At 60.1% G+C, this 17,632-nt stretch carries 19 protein-coding genes and 1 tRNA gene; 16 read left to right on the top strand and 4 right to left on the bottom strand.

Annotated elements, in window-relative coordinates; genetic code table 11:
- Nucleotides 1-50: 50 nt before the first annotated feature.
- Nucleotides 51-1,484, bottom strand: a complete 1,434-nt coding sequence (locus HNO86_RS06480) for a M48 family metalloprotease (RefSeq protein WP_175376182.1) — start codon at nucleotides 1,482-1,484, stop codon at nucleotides 51-53.
- Nucleotides 1,485-1,582: 98 nt separating this feature from the next.
- Between HNO86_RS06480 and HNO86_RS06475 the strand changes: the two genes are divergently transcribed.
- On the top strand, nucleotides 1,583-1,822 hold the full coding sequence (locus HNO86_RS06475) for a sulfurtransferase TusA family protein (RefSeq protein WP_175376181.1): 240 nt from the start codon (nucleotides 1,583-1,585) through the stop codon (nucleotides 1,820-1,822).
- 31 nt (nucleotides 1,823-1,853) lie between these two features.
- A complete protein-coding gene (locus HNO86_RS06470; protein ID WP_175376180.1) occupies nucleotides 1,854-2,924 on the top strand; it encodes an AI-2E family transporter in 1,071 nt (356 codons plus the stop codon).
- Between the two features lie 87 nt (nucleotides 2,925-3,011).
- On the opposite strand, the gene HNO86_RS06465 is transcribed toward HNO86_RS06470, so the two are convergent.
- Complete coding sequence (locus HNO86_RS06465; RefSeq protein ID WP_175376179.1) at nucleotides 3,012-3,485, bottom strand: peroxiredoxin; 474 nt, start codon at nucleotides 3,483-3,485, stop codon at nucleotides 3,012-3,014.
- Nucleotides 3,486-3,495: 10 nt separating this feature from the next.
- Nucleotides 3,496-4,056 carry a glycine cleavage system protein R gene (locus HNO86_RS06460; protein ID WP_175376178.1) on the bottom strand — a complete coding sequence of 187 codons (561 nt, stop codon included), beginning with the start codon at nucleotides 4,054-4,056 and terminating at the stop codon, nucleotides 3,496-3,498.
- A 328-nt stretch (nucleotides 4,057-4,384) separates the two neighbouring features.
- On the opposite strand from HNO86_RS06460, the gene dapA reads away from it, so the two are divergent.
- The 12 genes from dapA (at nucleotide 4,385) to HNO86_RS06400 (ending at nucleotide 14,891) form a co-directional block, all read left to right on the top strand.
- Nucleotides 4,385-5,263: a 4-hydroxy-tetrahydrodipicolinate synthase gene (dapA, locus tag HNO86_RS06455; RefSeq protein ID WP_175376177.1), complete on the top strand. Its 879-nt coding sequence runs from the start codon at nucleotides 4,385-4,387 to the stop codon at nucleotides 5,261-5,263.
- 17 nt (nucleotides 5,264-5,280) lie between these two features.
- Entirely contained in the window at nucleotides 5,281-6,396 is a 1,116-nt protein-coding gene (bamC, locus tag HNO86_RS06450) for an outer membrane protein assembly factor BamC (protein ID WP_175376176.1), read from the top strand.
- Between the two features lie 4 nt (nucleotides 6,397-6,400).
- Nucleotides 6,401-7,159, top strand: coding sequence for an MBL fold metallo-hydrolase (locus HNO86_RS06445; protein ID WP_175376175.1), 759 nt, complete (start codon nucleotides 6,401-6,403; stop codon nucleotides 7,157-7,159).
- A 28-nt stretch (nucleotides 7,160-7,187) separates the two neighbouring features.
- Complete coding sequence (gene purC / locus HNO86_RS06440; protein ID WP_110966859.1) at nucleotides 7,188-7,901, top strand: phosphoribosylaminoimidazolesuccinocarboxamide synthase; 714 nt, start codon at nucleotides 7,188-7,190, stop codon at nucleotides 7,899-7,901.
- Between the two features lie 83 nt (nucleotides 7,902-7,984).
- Nucleotides 7,985-8,074 (top strand) — tRNA-Ser (locus HNO86_RS06435).
- A 320-nt stretch (nucleotides 8,075-8,394) separates the two neighbouring features.
- Nucleotides 8,395-9,321, top strand: coding sequence for a LysR substrate-binding domain-containing protein (locus HNO86_RS06430; RefSeq protein ID WP_175376174.1), 927 nt, complete (start codon nucleotides 8,395-8,397; stop codon nucleotides 9,319-9,321).
- Between the two features lie 69 nt (nucleotides 9,322-9,390).
- Complete coding sequence (locus HNO86_RS06425; protein WP_175376173.1) at nucleotides 9,391-9,756, top strand: 5-carboxymethyl-2-hydroxymuconate Delta-isomerase; 366 nt, start codon at nucleotides 9,391-9,393, stop codon at nucleotides 9,754-9,756.
- A 217-nt stretch (nucleotides 9,757-9,973) separates the two neighbouring features.
- Nucleotides 9,974-11,623: a phosphoethanolamine transferase gene (locus HNO86_RS06420; RefSeq protein ID WP_175376172.1), complete on the top strand. Its 1,650-nt coding sequence runs from the start codon at nucleotides 9,974-9,976 to the stop codon at nucleotides 11,621-11,623.
- Between the two features lie 8 nt (nucleotides 11,624-11,631).
- The gene (locus HNO86_RS06415; protein ID WP_175376171.1) at nucleotides 11,632-12,291 is read left to right on the top strand and encodes a class I SAM-dependent methyltransferase; all 660 of its coding nucleotides are present in this window, start codon (nucleotides 11,632-11,634) and stop codon (nucleotides 12,289-12,291) included.
- A 123-nt stretch (nucleotides 12,292-12,414) separates the two neighbouring features.
- Nucleotides 12,415-13,548, top strand: coding sequence for a ribonuclease D (gene rnd, locus HNO86_RS06410; protein ID WP_175376170.1), 1,134 nt, complete (start codon nucleotides 12,415-12,417; stop codon nucleotides 13,546-13,548).
- Complete coding sequence (locus HNO86_RS06405) at nucleotides 13,545-13,838, top strand: YcgL domain-containing protein (protein WP_175376169.1); 294 nt, start codon at nucleotides 13,545-13,547, stop codon at nucleotides 13,836-13,838. The genes rnd and HNO86_RS06405 overlap by 4 nt, the downstream gene beginning before the upstream one ends.
- A 120-nt stretch (nucleotides 13,839-13,958) precedes the next feature.
- Nucleotides 13,959-14,891 (top strand): D-2-hydroxyacid dehydrogenase, encoded by a 933-nt coding sequence (locus tag HNO86_RS06400; protein ID WP_175376168.1) that lies wholly within the window; start codon nucleotides 13,959-13,961, stop codon nucleotides 14,889-14,891.
- Between the two features lie 89 nt (nucleotides 14,892-14,980).
- Here the strand turns inward: HNO86_RS06400 and HNO86_RS06395 are convergent, their stop codons facing one another.
- Nucleotides 14,981-15,574, bottom strand: coding sequence for a nitroreductase family protein (locus tag HNO86_RS06395; protein WP_175376167.1), 594 nt, complete (start codon nucleotides 15,572-15,574; stop codon nucleotides 14,981-14,983).
- Nucleotides 15,575-15,853: 279 nt separating this feature from the next.
- On the opposite strand from HNO86_RS06395, the gene HNO86_RS06390 reads away from it, so the two are divergent.
- The gene (locus HNO86_RS06390; RefSeq protein WP_175376166.1) at nucleotides 15,854-16,303 is read left to right on the top strand and encodes a YcgN family cysteine cluster protein; all 450 of its coding nucleotides are present in this window, start codon (nucleotides 15,854-15,856) and stop codon (nucleotides 16,301-16,303) included.
- Between the two features lie 37 nt (nucleotides 16,304-16,340).
- Entirely contained in the window at nucleotides 16,341-17,570 is a 1,230-nt protein-coding gene (locus HNO86_RS06385; RefSeq protein ID WP_175376165.1) for a hypothetical protein, read from the top strand.
- The last annotated feature ends 62 nt before the right edge of the window (nucleotides 17,571-17,632 follow it).

Raw genomic sequence — 17,632 nt, 5'->3', positions numbered from 1 at the left:
CTCGAAAGAGGCGGTTTTTTTATGTCCGGAACAAATGGTGTCCGAGGTCGTCAGCCCATCATGTCCTTGATCATGCGCTCCTGTTCCATCAGCTCGCGCTGACGGGCATCGATGCGCGAAGACAGTGGGAAGTTGCTGCCAGCCTTGCGCTTGGCGAAGTCCAGTTGCTGGATGGCCTGACGGTAGTCGCCCACCAGGGCGAAGTACTCGGCGCGCGCCTGATGCAGGCCGATGATGTTGCCCGACAGCCCGCGAGTCTCGGCCACCTGGTACCAGACGTCCGGATCGTCCGGGCGCGATTTGAGCAAGCCTTCCAGCGCTTTCTCGGCATCGGCGGTGCGGTTCTGTTTCAGGAACAGATCGACGCGCACCTGGTTCAACGGATAGTTGCCAGGGTATTGGGCGAGCATCCGGTCCATGCGCGATTGAGCGTCGGGCAGTCGATTGTTGGTGATGTCCAGGTCGATCTGCGCGAGGTTGTAGATGATCTCGTTGGGTGCCTTGGCGAGCAGCGGTTTGAGGTTCTCCCGGGCTTCGTTCAACTGGCCGCCCTTGATCTGGGCGATGGCCAGTCCGTAGCGCGCGACATCGTTTTTCGGGTTTTCATCCAGCAGCGCGCGGAATCGCTTGGCGCCCAGGCCTGGGGTTTCCTCGTAGATAAGCTGGACTCGCGCACGGATCAATTGATAACGCAGCGTGTCTTCAATGCCACCCTGGGGTGCCTGCTCGGCGCGGTTGCGGGTGTCGGCGATACGCGATTCGGTCACCGGGTGAGTCAGCAGGAATTCCGGTGGCTTGGCGTCGAAGCGATATTGGCGGCCCAGGCGTTCGAACATCGTGGGCATCGAACGCGGGTCGTAACCGGCTTTTTCCAGGTTGAGAATACCGATGCGGTCGGCTTCCTGTTCGTTCTGCCGCGAGAAGCGCCGTTGTTCCTGAATGGCCGCTGCCTGCGTACCGGCAATGGCGGCGATACCCGCATCGCCGGCACCGGCGGCGGCAATCACGATACCGGCCAGCAGCGCGGCCATCATCGGCACCTGCATGCGCTGTTGTGCTTCCACGCCGCGGGCAAAGTGGCGTTGCGACAAGTGAGCCAATTCGTGAGCCATTACCGAGGCATATTCGCCTTCGGTCTGGGCATTGAGGAACAGGCCGCCGTTGACCCCGACAATCCCGCCGGGGGCGGCGAAGGCGTTGAGTTGCGGGCTGTTGATCAGAATGAACTCAAAGCGCCGGTCGTTGACCTGGCTGGCCTCGGCCAGGCGGTACACGCTGGATTCGACGTAGTCCTTGAGTTGCGGATCATTGAGTTGCGACACCTGACTGCGCAACAGCGCCAGCCATGCGCGGCCCAACTGGTATTCCTGTTGCGGAGAGACGATGGCAGAACTGGCGTCGCCGAGTGACGGCAGATCGTCGGCGAAGCCCGGTGAAGCGAGCAGGCAAGCGAGCGTCAGCAGGGTAGGGCGCAAAAAAGTCATGCACAAAGCCTTAGTCGACAAAGACCTTACTGTAGCCGGACACCAGCCTTGCGACCAGATATTCTAGGCAGCTCAATCATCTGTACCGGAGTGATGCAATGACCGACGCTGTAGCCCATGACGTTGAACTGGACGCCAGTGGCCTCAATTGCCCGTTGCCGTTACTCAAGGCGAAGATGGAACTCAACCGCATGGCCAGTGGCGCTGTGCTCAAGGTGATCGCCACGGATGCAGGCTCGCAGCGCGACTTTCGCACCTTTGCCCGATTGGCCGGTCATACGCTGCTTCGTGAAGAAGACGAATCAGGCGTTTACCGCTATTGGTTGAAGAAGGCCTGAAACCCGCGACGTTTGTTCTTAAGGATTATTGATGTTCAAAGTGTTACGCGACTGGATTCAGCGCTACTTCTCCGATGAAGAAGCCGTGGTTCTGGCAGTCCTCCTCTTTCTGGCATTCACCGCCGTCCTGACCCTGGGCGGCATGCTTGCGCCGGTGCTGGCCGGGATGGTGCTGGCGTATCTGATGCAAGGCCTGGTGCTGAGTCTGGAGCGTCTGCGCGTTCCGGGTGGCGTGGCGGTCGGGCTGGTCTTCGCACTGTTCATGGGCGTGTTGCTGGTGTTCATCGTGGTCGTGGTGCCGCTGCTCTGGCATCAATTGATCACCTTGTTCAACGAACTGCCCGGCATGCTCGCCAAGTGGCAATCGCTTCTATTACTGCTGCCGGAGCGCTACCCGCATCTGGTGTCCGACGAGCAGGTGCTGCAGGCCATTGAAGTGGCGCGGGGCGAGATCGGCAAGTTCGGGCAGTGGGCGCTGACGTTCTCGCTGTCGAGCCTGCCGCTGTTGGTCAACATCATGATCTATCTGGTGCTGGTGCCGATCCTGGTGTTTTTCTTCCTCAAGGATCGGGTCATGATCGGGGAGTGGGTGCGCGGTTACCTGCCCCGCGAGCGCGCCTTGATCACCCGCGTCGCCCACGACATGAACCGGCAGATCGCCAACTACATACGCGGCAAGGTCATCGAGATCTTCATCTGCGGCGGCGTGACCTACATCGCTTTCGTCATTCTGGAACTCAACTACGCGGCGCTGCTGGCGTTGCTGGTGGGCGTGTCGGTGGTGGTGCCCTACGTCGGGGCCGTGGTGGTGACCGTGCCGGTGCTGCTGATTGCGCTGTTCCAGTGGGGCTGGAGCGATCAGTTCATCTATCTGATGGCGGTCTACGGGATCATCCAGACACTGGACGGCAATGTGCTGGTGCCTTTGCTGTTCTCGGAGGCGGTGAATCTGCATCCGGTGGCGATTATCTGTGCGGTGCTTCTGTTTGGCGGGCTGTGGGGATTCTGGGGGGTGTTCTTTGCGATCCCCCTGGCGACCCTGTTCAAGGCGGTGCTGGATGCGTGGCCGCGCAAGGAGCCGATGGTGGCGCCGCTGCTGTAGATAAAAGATCGCAGCCTTCGGCAGCTCCTACAGGATGTACGCGATCCAATGCAGGAGCTGCCGAAGGCTGCGATCTTTTTACAGGAATCAGGCTTTATTCAGGGCCTGAGCCGCAGCCAATACCGCATCGACATGCCCCGGCACCTTCACGCCGCGCCATTCCTGACGCAACACACCGTTCCTGTCGATCAGGAAGGTGCTGCGATCAACGCCCATGTATTCCTTGCCGTAGAGCTTCTTCAGCTTGATCACGTCGAACTGCTGGCAGAGCGCTTCTTCCTTGTCGCTGATCAGCTCGAAGTTGAATGCCTGCTTGGCCTTGAAGTTCTCATGGGATTTCAAACCGTCGCGCGATACCCCGAAGACTTCGGTGTTGGCCGCCTTGAAGGCATCCAGCTGATCACGAAAGCCCTGGCCCTGGGTGGTGCAGCCCGGCGTGCTGTCCTTCGGATAGAAGTAGATCACTACCTGCTTGCCCTTGAGTGCCGCCAGGCTGACGGTTTGCCCGCTGGTGGCGGGTGCTTCGAAGTCGGCGACCGGTTGGTCGATGGCAACGGCCATGAAAGCTTCCTTACATTGGGTTTTGTGGGCGCCACGGTTCGATCAGGGCATCCAGGTTCAGCGCATCGGCGAAATCCAGGAACTGATCGCGCAACCAGCTGATTTGCACGCCGGCCGGCAGGGTCACGGTAAAGGTGGCGTTGAGCATGGTGCCGCCGGTCTGCGGAGCCTGATAGGTGTCGCAGGTCAGGTTTTCCAGCTCGACGTTGTGGTCCATGAAGAACTGGCACAGCTCGTTGACGATGTCCGAGCGGTAGGCCGAGCTGACATAGGCAACGTACGGCAGGGCCTGGGGGCGGTTTTCAAGCGCGGCGCTGCGCACCACGTTGACGGTGAAGGCGTGACGCTTGGCCAGGATCGGCAGGCTGCCTTCCAGGCGGGCCAGGGCGTCCCAGCTGCCGGAGACTTCAAGGACCAGCGCACTGCACTCGCCATGACGGGTCAGGCGAGAGGTGACCACGGCGCAGCGGTTTTCATGGCTGGCGCGGCACAGGACGTTAGTCAGCTCCATGGGGTTGGCGCCGAGGGCACTGATGACAAGGAATTGTTCGCGAACTGTGGGGGTGGACATGCAGCATTCCTAAAGCGATGAGCGGTCGGTACTTTCATCGGTCTGTTTTTTGCGGAGCGAGCCTGCGAATGCGAATCGCAAGGCCCCTGGCGCAGGTTGCAATGTGCTCCAGTATGGCAGGAGCAGCGCAATGGCAACGCTGGAACGGGGCTTGTGATACCGAAAATGGAGGCTCAGAGCCGACGTACGAGCCTGTCGGTACCGATCAAAGTCTGAAGGGTAGCGAAAAGCGGCGCCAAGGGGAATGGCGGCAGCGCAGTACTTCGCTTGTACAAGCATCTTGGCGCCAGTACCATTACGGCTCTCTTTTTCCGGCAGGAGCGGTTGCATGATTGCGGGCAGTATGGTGGCACTGGTCACACCCATGGATGCACAAGGTAATCTCGACTGGGACGGCCTGAGCAAACTGGTGGACTTTCACCTGCAAAACGGCACCCACGCCATCGTGGCGGTCGGCACCACAGGTGAATCCGCCACGCTTGATGTGAACGAACACATCGAAGTCATCCGTCGCGTCGTGAAACAGGTCAATGGCCGCATTCCGGTGATCGCCGGCACGGGCGCCAACTCGACCCGCGAAGCCATCGAGCTGACCATCAACGCGAAGACTGCCGGCGCCGACGCTTGCCTGCTGGTCACGCCGTACTACAACAAGCCGACCCAGGAAGGTTTGTACCAGCACTTCAAGGCCATTGCCGAGGCCGTCGACATCCCGCAGATCCTCTATAACGTCCCGGGCCGCACCGCATGCGACATGCAGGCCGAGACCGTGATCCGTCTGTCGACCGTCAAGAACATCATCGGCATCAAGGAAGCTACCGGCGACCTGAAACGTGCCAAGACAATCATCGACGGTGTCAGCAGCAACTTCCTGGTGCTCTCCGGTGACGACGCCACCGCGGTCGAGCTGATCCTGCTGGGCGGCAAGGGCAACATCTCGGTGACCGCCAACGTCGCCCCGCGCGACATGTCGGACATGTGCATTGCAGCTCTGAACGGCGACGCCGAGAAAGCGCGCGCCATTCATGAAAAGCTGATGCCGCTCAATAAAACCCTGTTTATCGAATCCAACCCTATCCCCGTGAAATGGGCGCTGCATGAGATGGGTCTGATGCCGGACGGTATCCGTCTGCCGCTCACCTGGCTCAGCGCCGAGTGTCACGAACCGCTGCGTCAGGCCATGCGCCAGTCCGGCGTCCTGGCTTAATTGAGGAAGTACAACGCATGAAGCGAATGGCCGGACTTTCCGCGCTTGCCTTGATCATCTCCAGCACCAGTGGCTGTGGATGGCTCTGGGGTTCGGAAGGTTATTTCCGTGACCGTGGTAGCGATTACCTGGAAGCAAAACAGACTGCACCGATGCAAATCCCGCCGGATGTCCAGACCGCCAAGCGTCTGGATCCGCTGCTGCCGATCCCGCGTAACGTGGCCGATGACACCGCCACCGGCGAGTTCGTCGTTCCTCGCCCACTGCCTCTGTCTTCCGTGGCTGATGCCAGTGCCTACTCGCTGCAGAAGAGCGGCGATGCGCGCTGGATCCTGGCGCAGAACCCGCCTGCGCAAGCCTGGCCCGTGGCCGTGCAATTCTTCCAGGACAACGGTTTCCGCTTGGACGAACAGCGCCCGCAGACCGGCGAATTCACCACCACCTGGCAGCACTCCGACGAGTTGTCGGCGGCAATGGCCAAGCGCTTGAGCGCCGCCGGTGTCGCCTCCGACAGCGAAATCCGTGCCCGTGTGCGTATCGAGCCGGGTGTGCAGCGCAACACCAGCGAAGTCTATGTGGTCACCGCCGAGCGTCCTGCCGGCAGCACCGCCGACGTCGAATTCACCAACCGTTCGGTCAACACCGGCCTGGACGCTGCGCTGGTCGACGACATGCTCGCGAGCATGAGCCGCATCTCCGAGAAGGGCGGTTCGGTTTCCATGCTGGCGTCCCGTGACTTCGACACCCCGAGCCGTGTCAGCCTCAGCGAAGACGGCAGCGGCAACCCTGTGCTGAACGTCGGCTCCGACCTGGACCGTGCCTGGTCGAGCGTCGGCCGTGCGCTGGAGCAGGGTGAATGGCGCGTGGAAGACATCAACCGCAGCCTGGGCCTGTACTACATCAACCTGGCTGAAAAGGCCGAGAAGAAAGACGACAAGCCAGGCTTCTTCAGCAGCCTGTTCGGCAGCACGCCGAACAAGGAAGAGCGTGAAGCGCGCGCCGAGCGTTATCAGGTTCGCCTGAGCAAGGTGGGCGACAGCGTCCAGGTCACCGTCGAGAAAAACATCAACACCGTGGCGCCGGCTGACGTGGCGCGCAAAGTGTTGAGCGTGATTCAGGACAATCTGGGCTGATCACATGCGTTTTGCCGTTCTCGGCAGCGGTAGCCAAGGGAACGGCACGCTGATAGCCAGCGCTGATACGTATGTGCTGGTCGATTGTGGTTTCTCCCTGCGAGAAACCGAAAAACGCCTGTTGCGCCTGGGTGTGAACCCGGCGCAACTGAGCGCGATACTCGTGACCCACGAACATGCCGACCACGTGCATGGCGTGGGTTTGCTGTCTCGGCGCTACAATTTGCCTGTCTACCTCAGTCGCGGGACTCTGCGCGGGATGCGCAAGCCCATCGAGCCCACGGGCTTTCTGGCTGATGGTGAACGACTGCAGATCGGCGACCTGAGCATTGGCGTCATTGCCGTGGCCCACGATGCGCAGGAACCGACGCAATATGTGTTCAGTGACGGTGAGCGGCGCTTCGGCCTGTTGACCGACCTGGGTTCGTACTGCAACAGGGTGCTGGAAGGCTATCGGGATCTCGATGCGCTGATGATCGAGGCCAACCATTGCCGGGACATGCTGGCTCGCGGTCATTACCCGTACTTTCTCAAGCAGCGGGTGGGCGGCGAACTGGGACATTTGAACAACCATCAGGCGGCATTCCTGGTGGCCGAGTTGGGCTGGCAAGGCCTGCAACACCTGGTCCTGGCCCATCTGAGCAGCAAGAACAACCTGCCGCAGCTGGCCCGGCAATGTTTTGTCGACACCCTCGGGTGCGACCCGGACTGGCTGCAACTGGCCGATCAAGATTCAGGGCTCGACTGGCGACACATCGCCTAGCCCATCTACTTAGCAAGCGGAGCCCATCATGGAAAAACGTGAAGAACTCTACCGCGGCAAAGCCAAGTCGGTTTACAAGACCGACGACGCTGACCGTCTGATCCTGCTGTTTCGCAACGACACTTCGGCGTTCGACGGCAAGCGCATCGAACAGCTCGATCGCAAGGGCATGGTGAACAACAAGTTCAACGCCTTCATCATGCAGAAACTCGAAGCCGCCGGCGTGCCGACCCAGTTCGACAAGCTGCTGGGCGACAACGAATGCCTGGTGAAGAAGCTGGACATGATCCCGGTCGAGTGCGTCGTGCGTAACTACGCCGCCGGCAGCCTGGTCAAGCGCCTGGGCGTCGAAGAGGGCATGAAACTCAACCCTTACACCTTCGAACTGTTCCTGAAGGACGACGCCAAGGGTGACCCGTTCATCAACGAATCCCACGTCGTGGCATTCGGCTGGGGCACTGCCGAGCAACTGGCTCGCATGAAAGAGTTGTCCCTGAAGGTCAACGAGATCCTCAGCAAGCTGTTCGACGACGCCGGCCTGCTGCTGGTGGACTTCAAGCTCGAATTCGGCGTGTTCAGCGACGGCTCCATCGTCCTGGGTGACGAGTTCAGCCCGGACGGCTGCCGCCTCTGGGACAAGGACACCAAGAAGAAGATGGACAAGGACCGCTTCCGTCAGGGCCTCGGTGACGTCATCGAAGCCTACGAAGAAGTCGCCAACCGTCTGGGCGTACCGCTTTAACCGACGCAAGCATCTGATAGCACAGAAATATTTCGCGAAAGGGGTTCGCTTCCTGCGAATGTGCTGTTATGATGCGCGCCGTTGGAGAGATGCCAGAGTGGCCGAATGGGACGGATTCGAAATCCGTTGTACCTTCGCGGGTACCTAGGGTTCGAATCCCTATCTCTCCGCCATTATTGAATACGACTAAGCCCCTGAAATGGTTGAACATTTCAGGGGCTTTTTCGTTTCTGAAGGATTTTCCGCCGCCGGCTCGATCAGATCGACCCACCGTGCCTGAACGTATGGCAGATCGTATCCAGCTGATCCCAGGGAAGGCCGTTCCTGTCGGACCAAGGGAGTGCCGGACATGCGGCCTTGATGACCGGTGATCGAACGCTGTGACTTCAATTGCATTAAATGTAAAAAATGCCTGACGCATTTGTGTTGTTGCATAGACGCAGATTGTTACACCTCCCTAAACTGTCGACAGTTAAAAAGGCGGGGGCAATGGATGAATCGCAACGAACTACGCAAGGCCGACATCAATCTGATGGTGGTGTTTGAAACGCTGATGCTTGAGCGCAACGTCACCAAAGTGGCAAACAAGCTGTTTCTCGGCCAGCCGACCATCAGTTCGGCGCTCAATCGCTTGCGTACCATGTTCAATGATCCGTTGTTCATTCGCGTCGGTCATCGCATGGAACCCACGGCACGGGCCGAGGAGATTTTCCGGCATTTGTCGCCAGCGCTCGATTCGTTGTCGGCGGCGTTGAGCCTGACCCATGATTTCGATCCCGGTAACAGCACCATGACGTTCCGCATCGGCATGTCCGACGACGTCGAATACGGATTGCTGCCGCCGCTGTTGCACGCGCTGCGCCAGGAAGCCCCGAAGGTGGTGTTCGTGGTACAGACCGTCGACCACTGGCGGATTTCCGATCTGCTGGCATCCGGCGATATCACGGTCGGCGTCACCCAGACCCGCGCCTTGCCGGCCAACGCCAAGCGCAAATTGTTGCGACGCATCCAGGCCAGCGTGTTGCGCGCCGATGCCTCTGAAGCCCCGCTGACCCTCGATGAGTACTGCTCACGTCCACACGTGCTGGTTTCGCACATCGCCAACGTCAGCGGCTATGCCGATGAGTGGCTGGCGCAAATTGGCCGTTCCCGTCAGGTGGTGCTCTCTGTGCCCCAATACAGTTCGTTGCCAGCGTTGCTGGCCGGTACGAACCTGATTGCCAGCCTGCCGGATTACACCGCCGAGGCAATGGCCGCGTCGGGTCTGTTGTTCAAGGAAGGCTTTCCGTTTCCGACGCCGGCGCTTGAGCTGTGCATGGTCTGGCTCAGTCACGTCGACAGCGACCCCGCCGAGCGCTGGCTGCGTTCACGGATTGAAACCTACATGGGAGAGCGCAATCTGATGTCGCTGTCCCAATGACCTGAACTGCAGCATGTTATATGTAGCCACTTTTCACCGAGCTTTTAAGCGAACAACAGGAGTCACGTCATGCCTCACCTGCACCTGGAATACACCGCCAACCTGCCCGAGCTCAATGCCGATGTCGCCTTGATGCGACTTAACAACACGCTGGTGGGGTCCGGGCAGTTCGGTGCCGAATTCGACATCAAGAGTCGTGCGGTGAAGGTCGAGACATTCAAGGTCGGCACGGCAATGGCGGAGCGGGCGTTCGTGCATGTGAAGCTGGCGCTTCTTAGCGGGCGTTCGCCGCAGATCAAGCAGCAGCTGTCCGAAAGCCTGTTGGCGGTGGTGAAGGATCTGTGTGAATGGCCGGCGGGCGTGGAAGTCCAGCTGTGCGTGGAAATTCTCGATATCGACCGCGAGTCGTATACCAAGACAGCCATTGGCGTCTGAACAGGCAGGGGCGAGCAGGCTCGTCCCGCGAGAGCTGAATCAATGCTGAACAGTTCTCAAATAATTCAAAAGTTTCACTGCAATTCCCCAAGCCAACTAATCGTTGGCTTCTTTTTCACAAAAAATTGATGGTCGGCTGCCCAGAATTAGTGCTGTCGCGGTAAATGAAATTTTCACATTTATCGGCGGCACTTCTTTTCAGGAACAGCCGATTGCCATGTTGAAGATTAAAGCCGTGCGCCCGGAGTGGGTGACGCTGATTGCCAGCGCCTTTTTATTGACTGCCTTCAATTTCGTGTTGTGGCAGCACCTGTTTGAAATCACTGCCGCCGACGGAAAGGGCGTGGTGATGCGCGTGGCGTTCGGCGCGATGATCCTCGCCGCCTTCAACATCGTGCTCACGTTGCTGGCGTTTCGGCCTGTGATGAAGCCGGTCCTGACGCTGCTGTTCATGATCAGCGCCGGCGTGGCTTACTTCATGAGCCAGTACGGTGTATTGATCGACGCCGGCATGTTTCGCAACTTTGCCGAAACCAACGCGACCGAAGTGCGCGATTTACTGTCGTTGAAGTTGCTTGGCTATATTTTGATATTGGGTGTTCTGCCTTCCTGGTTGGTGTGGAAAACACCGATCAACTTCCGTCGCTGGCACCGTGAGCTGTTAAGTAAAGTTCTGGTGACCTTTGCATCGGTTGCGGTTATTGGCGGTGTAGCGCTGGTTAACTACCAGGGACTTTCTTCGTTGTTTCGCAATCACCATGAATTGCGCCTGATGGTAGTGCCGAGCAACTACATTGGCGCCTCGTTCGGGTATTTGCGTGAACAGGTAGCCTCCGCTCAGCAGCCCTTTGTCAAAATAGGTGAAGATGCCCAGCGCAATCCAGCCGTGCAAAATCGCAGCCGCAAGTCCCTGACGGTGCTGGTGGTGGGGGAAAGTGCCCGGGCGGAGAACTTCGGCGTTCTTGGTTACGACCGTGACACCACGCCAAAACTGAACAAGGAAGCCGGCCTGATCGCGTTCACCGATGTGAGTTCCTGCGGTACCGAGACCGCTGTGTCTGTTCCCTGCATGTTCTCCAACATGGGGCGCAAGGATTACAACGCCAGCAAGGCGAAGAATGAAGAAGGTCTGCTGGACGTGCTCAAGCGTGCGGGCCTGGATGTTATCTGGCGCGATAACCAGTCCGGCTGCAAAGGCACATGCGATCGCGTCACTCTGCAAGATGTCAGCAACCTGAAAGACCCGACGCTGTGTGCCAACAGTGAGTGCCGCGACGAGATCCTGTTGCAAGGCCTGCAGCACTTCATCGATAACCTGGATAAGGACACCGTGTTGGTATTGCACCAGATGGGCAGCCACGGCCCTGAATACTTCAAGCGTTATCCGAAAGAATACGAACACTTCACTCCGGTCTGTGAAAGTAATGCGCTGAACAATTGCAGTCGCGAAAGTATCGTCAACGGTTACGACAACACGCTCGTCTATACCGACCATGTGCTGTCGAGCCTGATCGATATCTTGCGCAGCAACCAGGAAAAGGTGGACACCGCGATGCTGTATCTGTCGGACCACGGCGAATCCCTGGGTGAATACAACCTGTTCCTGCACGGCACGCCTTACATGCTGGCGCCGGAACAACAGAAACATGTGGCGATGCTGGCCTGGTTCTCCGACAGCTATCAGAAGTCGTATTCAGTGGACACCCATTGCCTGCAACTGAGCCGTGAAAAGCCCCTGAGCCAGGACAACCTGTTCCATTCGATGCTGGGTCTGCTGGAGGTCAACAGCAAGGTTTACAACCAGGATCTGGACATGTTCGCCGGATGTCGCGGGGCGGTGATCGACGGCGTGCTGGCCAAGGATTGAACGCACCCATGCCCCAGTCCCTCACGGCCATCGAGCTCGAGTTTGCCCGGCGCTACGACCAGGAGCATGCCCGCGTCTGCTTGCAGCCTCGGGCGCAGAGTCTGAGTGGGCGCCTGGCGTTATGGCGCGAGCAGCAACTGGTGCGCCATGCGCTGAAGGTCGCGGGTGAGCCGGGTCTGATTCTCGATGTGGCCTGTGGCGTCGGGCGCCTGTGGCCGGTGCTGGCCGAACATGCCAACCGGGTGATTCTCGCCACCGATCCCTCCCAGGGCATTCTCGACCATGCCCGGACCCACCATTCCCAAAGCCTGCTGAAGCGGATCAGGACTTTTCAAAGTTCCGCCTTCACCATCGGGCTGTCGGAAAATGCGGTGGACAGCATTTTTTGCATGCATCTGTTTCAGCATCTGTCCAACCCCGAGCATCGTCTGGCGATGCTCGGCGAATTTCACCGGGTCAGCCGCGACACGGTCATCGTAGCGGTCCGGGTTGGCGGTCGTTTCAAGGCCAGGCATACGGACATAGAGAGGCTTGCCGGCCGATCACTGCCCTGCACAGCGCAGGTGGAGGCTGAATTCAGGCAGGCCGGTTTCCGTGTGCTCAGCCTTCAGGACTTCTTTCCAGCCTGCTCGCCGATGCGGGTTTACGTGCTCTGTAAGATCGGCTAACCCTGCTTTGTCAGACTATTCTTTTTGTTAATCAGGTATTTTCGCAGACGCTCTCGTTCAGTGGATGCGCGGAAATCGCCGGAGGCGATATATACTGCGCGCCATTCTTCAAGGGAGAGCCGTGTGGCCATCGAAATTCACTGGATTCGCGACAACGATAGCCTCGGCCGGCATTGCGCCGAATGGCAGCAATTGCCCTACGTTGCCCTCGACACCGAATTCATGCGGGTCGACACCTTCTATCCGATCGCCGGCCTGTTGCAGGTGGGCGATGGCTCGCGCGCTTACCTGATCGATCCACTGACCATCGACAACTGGCAGCCCCTGGCCGCGCTGCTGGAAAACCGCGCGGTGGTCAAAGTCCTGCACGCTTGCAGCGAAGACCTTGAAGTCCTCCTGCGCCTCACCGGTAGCCTGCCGGCGCCACTGTTCGATACGCAACTGGCCGCCGCTTACCTGAACCTGGGTTTTTCCATGGGCTATTCGCGCCTGGTGCAGGAAGTGCTCGGCATCGAGCTGCCCAAGGGCGAAACCCGTTCCGACTGGCTGCAACGCCCGCTGTCCGACACCCAGATCAGCTACGCCGCCGAAGACGCGCTGCACCTGGCCGAAGTTTTCGTACAGCTGCGTCCGAAGCTGTCCGACGACAAATATGCCTGGGTCCTGGAGGATGGCGCGGAGCTGGTGGCCAACCTGCGCCGCGAGACCGATCCTTACGAGGTCTATCGTGACGCCAAACTGGCGTGGAAACTGTCCCGCGCACAACTTGCCGTGTTGCGTGAGCTCTGCGCCTGGCGTGAAACCCAGGCGCGCGTCCGTGACCTGCCGCGTAACCGCATCATTCGCGAACACTCGCTGTGGCCACTGGCTCGCACCCAGCCGGACAACCTTGGCGCCCTGGCGAAAATCGAAGACATGCATCCGCGCACCGTGCGTCAGGACGGCGAGTTTCTGCTCGATCTGATCAAGCGCTCCGGCAGTCTGCCGCCCGATCAGTGGCCGCCCGCCGTGCCGGAGCCGCTGCCGGTGGACGCCGCCGCGCTGCTCAAGCAGATGAAAGCCATCGGCCAGGCCGAGGCCGAGCGCCTGGACATCGCGCCAGAGGTGATGCTGCGCAAGAAAACCCTGGAAGCCCTGCTCAAGAGCGGCTTCCCCAATGGTCCCTATCAATTGCCTGATTCGCTGCGTGGCTGGCGCCGCGAATTGATGGGCCAGGCGCTGCTCGACAGCCTGGCCACCGCCGGAGAACAGCCTTGAAACATATCTGCTCCATCTACCGCAGTTCGAAGAAAAACGAGATGTACCTCTATGTGCTCAAAAGCGATGCACTGGAGCGCGTTCCCGAAGCCCTGATGGCCGCCTTCGGCAAAGCCATCCACGCTTTCGACCTGGTGCTGACCCCCGAGCGCAAACTGTCGCGCGAGGACATCGGCGTCGTGCTGGCGAACCTTGAAAAGCAGGGCTATCACCTGCAAATGCCGCCCGCCGAAGAGGAATACATCGAGCACCTGCCAGAAGAGTTGCTGCGACGCAACGACCCGGTTTAACCGGCCGACAGGCTCTGTTCAGGGCCCTTGTGACATTCTGGAATGATTTTGGCGATGGCCGCGACGCGCAGCAAAAGGGCGTCCGCGGTTGTCTGCAGCGCTTTTTTGAAAGGTTGAAGCATGCGCGTTCTGATTGCCGAACACGACCATCCTGTCTACTTCCAGCTATTGCGTGAGGCCGCGCCGGACGTTGAAGTACTGACCAGCGGCGACTCCGCTGAACTTTCCCGGCAGGCCGCCGAGTGTCCGGTCTGGCTCGGCCAGCCCGATCTTTTGGCCACACTGTTGCGCCAGGGCCATCAACCGCAATGGATGCAATCGACCTGGGCCGGCATCACGCCGCTGCTCGCCGAGGGCCTGCCGCGTGACTATCGATTGACCCGCGCCGTGGGGATCTTCGGTCAGGTCATGGCCGAATACGTGCTCACCTACATGCTCGGTCATGAACGGGAAGTACTGGCGCGGCTGGTCAGCCAGGTCGAGCGCAAGTGGGACAATCGTCATGGCCAGAGCCTGGCCGGGCGCAAGGTGCTGATCGTGGGTACCGGCGACATCGGCCAGACCGTGGCGCAGTTCCTGGTACCTTTCGGTGTGGAGTTGTATGGCGTCGCCAGCGAAGCCCGCGAGCAGGCACCGTTTATCGAGGTCGGGTCCCTGGAAGATTTGCCGCGATTGGTGGGGCAAGTGGATTACGTGGTTAACCTGCTGCCAAATACGCCGAACACCCACGATATCTACGATGCGGCGCTGTTCAAGCAGTTCAAGCCGACCGGGTTGTTCATCAACGCGGGTCGCGGTGTGGCGGTGGTCGATGCGGACCTGGTGGCCGCCTTGAAGGAAGGGCATCTGGCGGGCGCGGTGATCGATGTCTGCCGTCAGGAGCCGCTGCCGCAACGTCACCCGTTCTGGACGGCCTGGGGCCTGCTGCTGACCGGACACAGCTCGGCGCCGACTTCACCATCGTTGATGACGACACTGTTTGTCGAGAACCTGCGGGCTTATCAGGCGGGTGAGGGGTTGCGCGGGGAAGTGGATTTCAATCGCGGGTATTGAACGCGGGCGAAAAGATCGCAGCCTGCGGCAGCTCCTACAGGGTCATGTGTACACCTGCAGGAGCTGCCGAAGGCTGCGATCTTTTGCTTTTACAGGGTGAAATCACCCTCGGCAGCCAGTTCGCTCAACGGACGACGCGGGCTCGGCTCTTCACGGGCTTGCAGGTACTCGGCCAGCGATGCCTTGTCCCCCAGCTTGCCGATCGCCACGGCGGCGTGCAGCGCATAACCTTCTGGAATGTTCAACGTCTTGCGGGTCAGCTCCTGGTCGAAACCGGCCATGCCGTGGGTGTGCCAGCCGCTGATGCTCGCCTGCAGCGCCAGGTGACCCCAGGCGGAACCGGTGTCGAAGGTGTGCCACAGGGCCGGGGTTTCTTCGCTGGCGCCGGGGGCGGTGAAGGTTGTTTTCGAGATCACGATCACCAGGGCCGAAGCGTGTTGCGCCCAGCTGCGGTTGAACTCGTTCAGCAGGCCCAGGTAACGCTCCCAGTTCGGCGTGTCGCGACGGGCATAGAGAAAGCGCCATGGCTGCGAGTTGTACGCCGATGGCGCCCAGCGCGCGGCTTCGAGGAAGCTCAGCAGGGTTTCGACGGGAATGGCTTCGCCGGTGAAGGCGCGAGGCGACCAGCGATCGGTGAACTGAGGATGGATGACGTAATCGGCAATGCGCGGGTTTGCACTCATCAAGAGATTCCTTGCTACGTTTGAAAGTGAGGGTGTCGCAAACCTGCGGGCGCAGTTGAGCTGGGCAGTGAGGTTTGTCGGGCGCCGTGGCGATTCACCGTAATGCAACGCGGTCGAGCGTTAATGGCACGCGGGCAGGGCGCCTTGCGACTGGCAAAGCTACTGGTCGGCGCAAAAACTGACAAGTCCCGATCTACCGGCAGTCGCCAGTGCTTGGCCCCGGGGGCCTTGGGCACTAGACTGGCGGCCTTTTCACCACCTGATGTTGATGCTTGAGACATGGCCGCCAAAGTCGAACCGTTCTGGATACGCAAAACCCTCGATCAACTCGATCAGGAGGAATGGGAATCGCTGTGTGACGGCTGTGGTCTGTGCTGCCTGCAAAAGCTCGAAGACGAAGAAGACAACAGCGTCTATTACACGCGCATCGCCTGCAAACTGCTGGACCTGAAAACCTGCCAGTGCAGCGATTACCCGAACCGTCGCGCCTCGGTGCCTGATTGTATCCAGCTCACCCCGGGCAAGGCCGATGAGTTCAAATGGCTGCCGCCGACCTGCGGTTATCGTCTGGTCAGCGAGGGCAAGGACCTGCCGTTGTGGCATCACCTGGTGTGCGGCGACCGCGACGCTGTGCATCACGAACGTATCTCCCAGTCCGGGCGTATGCTGGCCGAAGGCAGCGTGCCGGAAGAGGACTGGGAAGATCATCTGATTTTCCGCGCGGGTTGATCGCCACGACGAGTTCGGATTTCACCAAGGAGTGTGTATGGCTGTGGGATGGCGGCGGGCGCTGGTCGTTGGGCTTCTGGCCCTGAGCTCGCCCGTGTGGGCGGCGAAGAAGGTCGATCTGGATTACCACGTGCGCTTGTTGCCGCAAAGTGAACAGGCAGAAGTGCGCCTGACCCTGGCCCAGGGCTCGGCGGTGCGCAGCCTGGATTTCGACCTGGGCGACGGCAGCCGCTACAGCGATTTCAAGGCCGACGGCCAGTGGCAACTGACCCCGGGCGCGCAGGCCCGCGGCGTCTGGCGCCCGGCCACGGACAAGGCCAGCCTGACCTACCGCGTTCACGTCAGCCACGCCCGCAAGAACGGCAGCTTCGACACCCGCATGACGCCGAACTGGGCGCTGCTGCGCGGTGAGGATCTGGTGCCGCCGGCCCGGCTCGATCAGCAGGACGGCATTGAGTTGGTGTCACGCCTGGAATTCGAATTGCCCAACGGCTGGAAAAGCGTCGAAACCGCCTGGCCACGTATCGGCAAGAACAAATTCCGCATCGACAACGTTTCCCGATTGTTCGACCGGCCGACCGGCTGGATGCTCGCCGGTAACCTGGGCAGCCGCCGTACCCGCCTGGGGGAAACCGAAGTGACCGTGGCTTCGCCCCAGGGGCAGGGCATGCGGCGCATGGATGTTCTGACCCTGCTGACGTTCGTCTGGCCGCAGGTGCAAGCGGTGTATGACCGCCATCCCACCAAACTGCTGATTGTCGGCGCCAACGATCCCATGTGGCGCGGCAGCCTCGCGGCCCATGAGTCGATTTACCTGAACACTCACTTGCCGCTGGTCAGCGAAAGCGGCAGCAGCGCGCTGGTGCGGGAATTGGCGCAGCTGTTCGGACGGATCAACGACAAGCAGCGCAGCGACTGGATCAGCGAAGGTTTCGCCGAGTACTACGCCATCGAACTGGTGCGCCGCGCCGGCGGCATGAGCGATGAACGTTATCAGAGTCTGCAGGAGCGCTTGACCAAGGCCGGCCAGAAAGTCACCACCTTGCGCAGCGAACAGGTCAGCCCGGCGCAGATCGCCAAGGCCGTGGTGCTGATGCAGGAGCTGGACCGCGAGATTCGCCTGAAGACCCGCAACAAGCGTTCGCTGGATGATGTGCTGCGCGGGGCGATGCGGTTGGGAAGCCTGGATACCAAGGAATTCGTTCAGCTCAGTGAGAGCGTGATCGGGGATTCTTCCAAGGTGCTGGACACTGATTTACTGCAATAAAGATCAAAAGATCGCAGCCTGCGGCAGCTCCTGCAGGGAAATTCGAAACCTGTACAGGAGCT

Origin of the sequence: Pseudomonas sp. C1C7, from assembly GCF_013359595.1 — a bacterium.
Classification (GTDB): Bacteria; Pseudomonadota; Gammaproteobacteria; order Pseudomonadales; family Pseudomonadaceae; genus Aquipseudomonas.
This window is presented reverse-complemented; position numbering and strand designations above follow the sequence as displayed.

Bases quoted from the DNA above. Each gene is read 5' to 3' on its own strand.
- HNO86_RS06480 (WP_175376182.1), bottom strand. From the start codon at position 1,484: ATGACTTTTTTGCGCCCTACCCTGCTGACGCTCGCTTGCCTGCTCGCT.
- HNO86_RS06475 (WP_175376181.1), top strand. From the start codon at position 1,583: ATGACCGACGCTGTAGCCCATGACGTTGAACTGGACGCCAGTGGCCTC.
- HNO86_RS06470 (WP_175376180.1), top strand. From the start codon at position 1,854: ATGTTCAAAGTGTTACGCGACTGGATTCAGCGCTACTTCTCCGATGAA.
- HNO86_RS06465 (WP_175376179.1), bottom strand. From the start codon at position 3,485: ATGGCCGTTGCCATCGACCAACCGGTCGCCGACTTCGAAGCACCCGCC.
- HNO86_RS06460 (WP_175376178.1), bottom strand. From the start codon at position 4,056: ATGTCCACCCCCACAGTTCGCGAACAATTCCTTGTCATCAGTGCCCTC.
- dapA (WP_175376177.1), top strand. From the start codon at position 4,385: ATGATTGCGGGCAGTATGGTGGCACTGGTCACACCCATGGATGCACAA.
- bamC (WP_175376176.1), top strand. From the start codon at position 5,281: ATGAAGCGAATGGCCGGACTTTCCGCGCTTGCCTTGATCATCTCCAGC.
- HNO86_RS06445 (WP_175376175.1), top strand. From the start codon at position 6,401: ATGCGTTTTGCCGTTCTCGGCAGCGGTAGCCAAGGGAACGGCACGCTG.
- purC (WP_110966859.1), top strand. From the start codon at position 7,188: ATGGAAAAACGTGAAGAACTCTACCGCGGCAAAGCCAAGTCGGTTTAC.
- HNO86_RS06430 (WP_175376174.1), top strand. From the start codon at position 8,395: ATGAATCGCAACGAACTACGCAAGGCCGACATCAATCTGATGGTGGTG.
- HNO86_RS06425 (WP_175376173.1), top strand. From the start codon at position 9,391: ATGCCTCACCTGCACCTGGAATACACCGCCAACCTGCCCGAGCTCAAT.
- HNO86_RS06420 (WP_175376172.1), top strand. From the start codon at position 9,974: ATGTTGAAGATTAAAGCCGTGCGCCCGGAGTGGGTGACGCTGATTGCC.
- HNO86_RS06415 (WP_175376171.1), top strand. From the start codon at position 11,632: ATGCCCCAGTCCCTCACGGCCATCGAGCTCGAGTTTGCCCGGCGCTAC.
- HNO86_RS06400 (WP_175376168.1), top strand. From the start codon at position 13,959: ATGCGCGTTCTGATTGCCGAACACGACCATCCTGTCTACTTCCAGCTA.
- HNO86_RS06395 (WP_175376167.1), bottom strand. From the start codon at position 15,574: ATGAGTGCAAACCCGCGCATTGCCGATTACGTCATCCATCCTCAGTTC.
- HNO86_RS06390 (WP_175376166.1), top strand. From the start codon at position 15,854: ATGGCCGCCAAAGTCGAACCGTTCTGGATACGCAAAACCCTCGATCAA.
- HNO86_RS06385 (WP_175376165.1), top strand. From the start codon at position 16,341: ATGGCTGTGGGATGGCGGCGGGCGCTGGTCGTTGGGCTTCTGGCCCTG.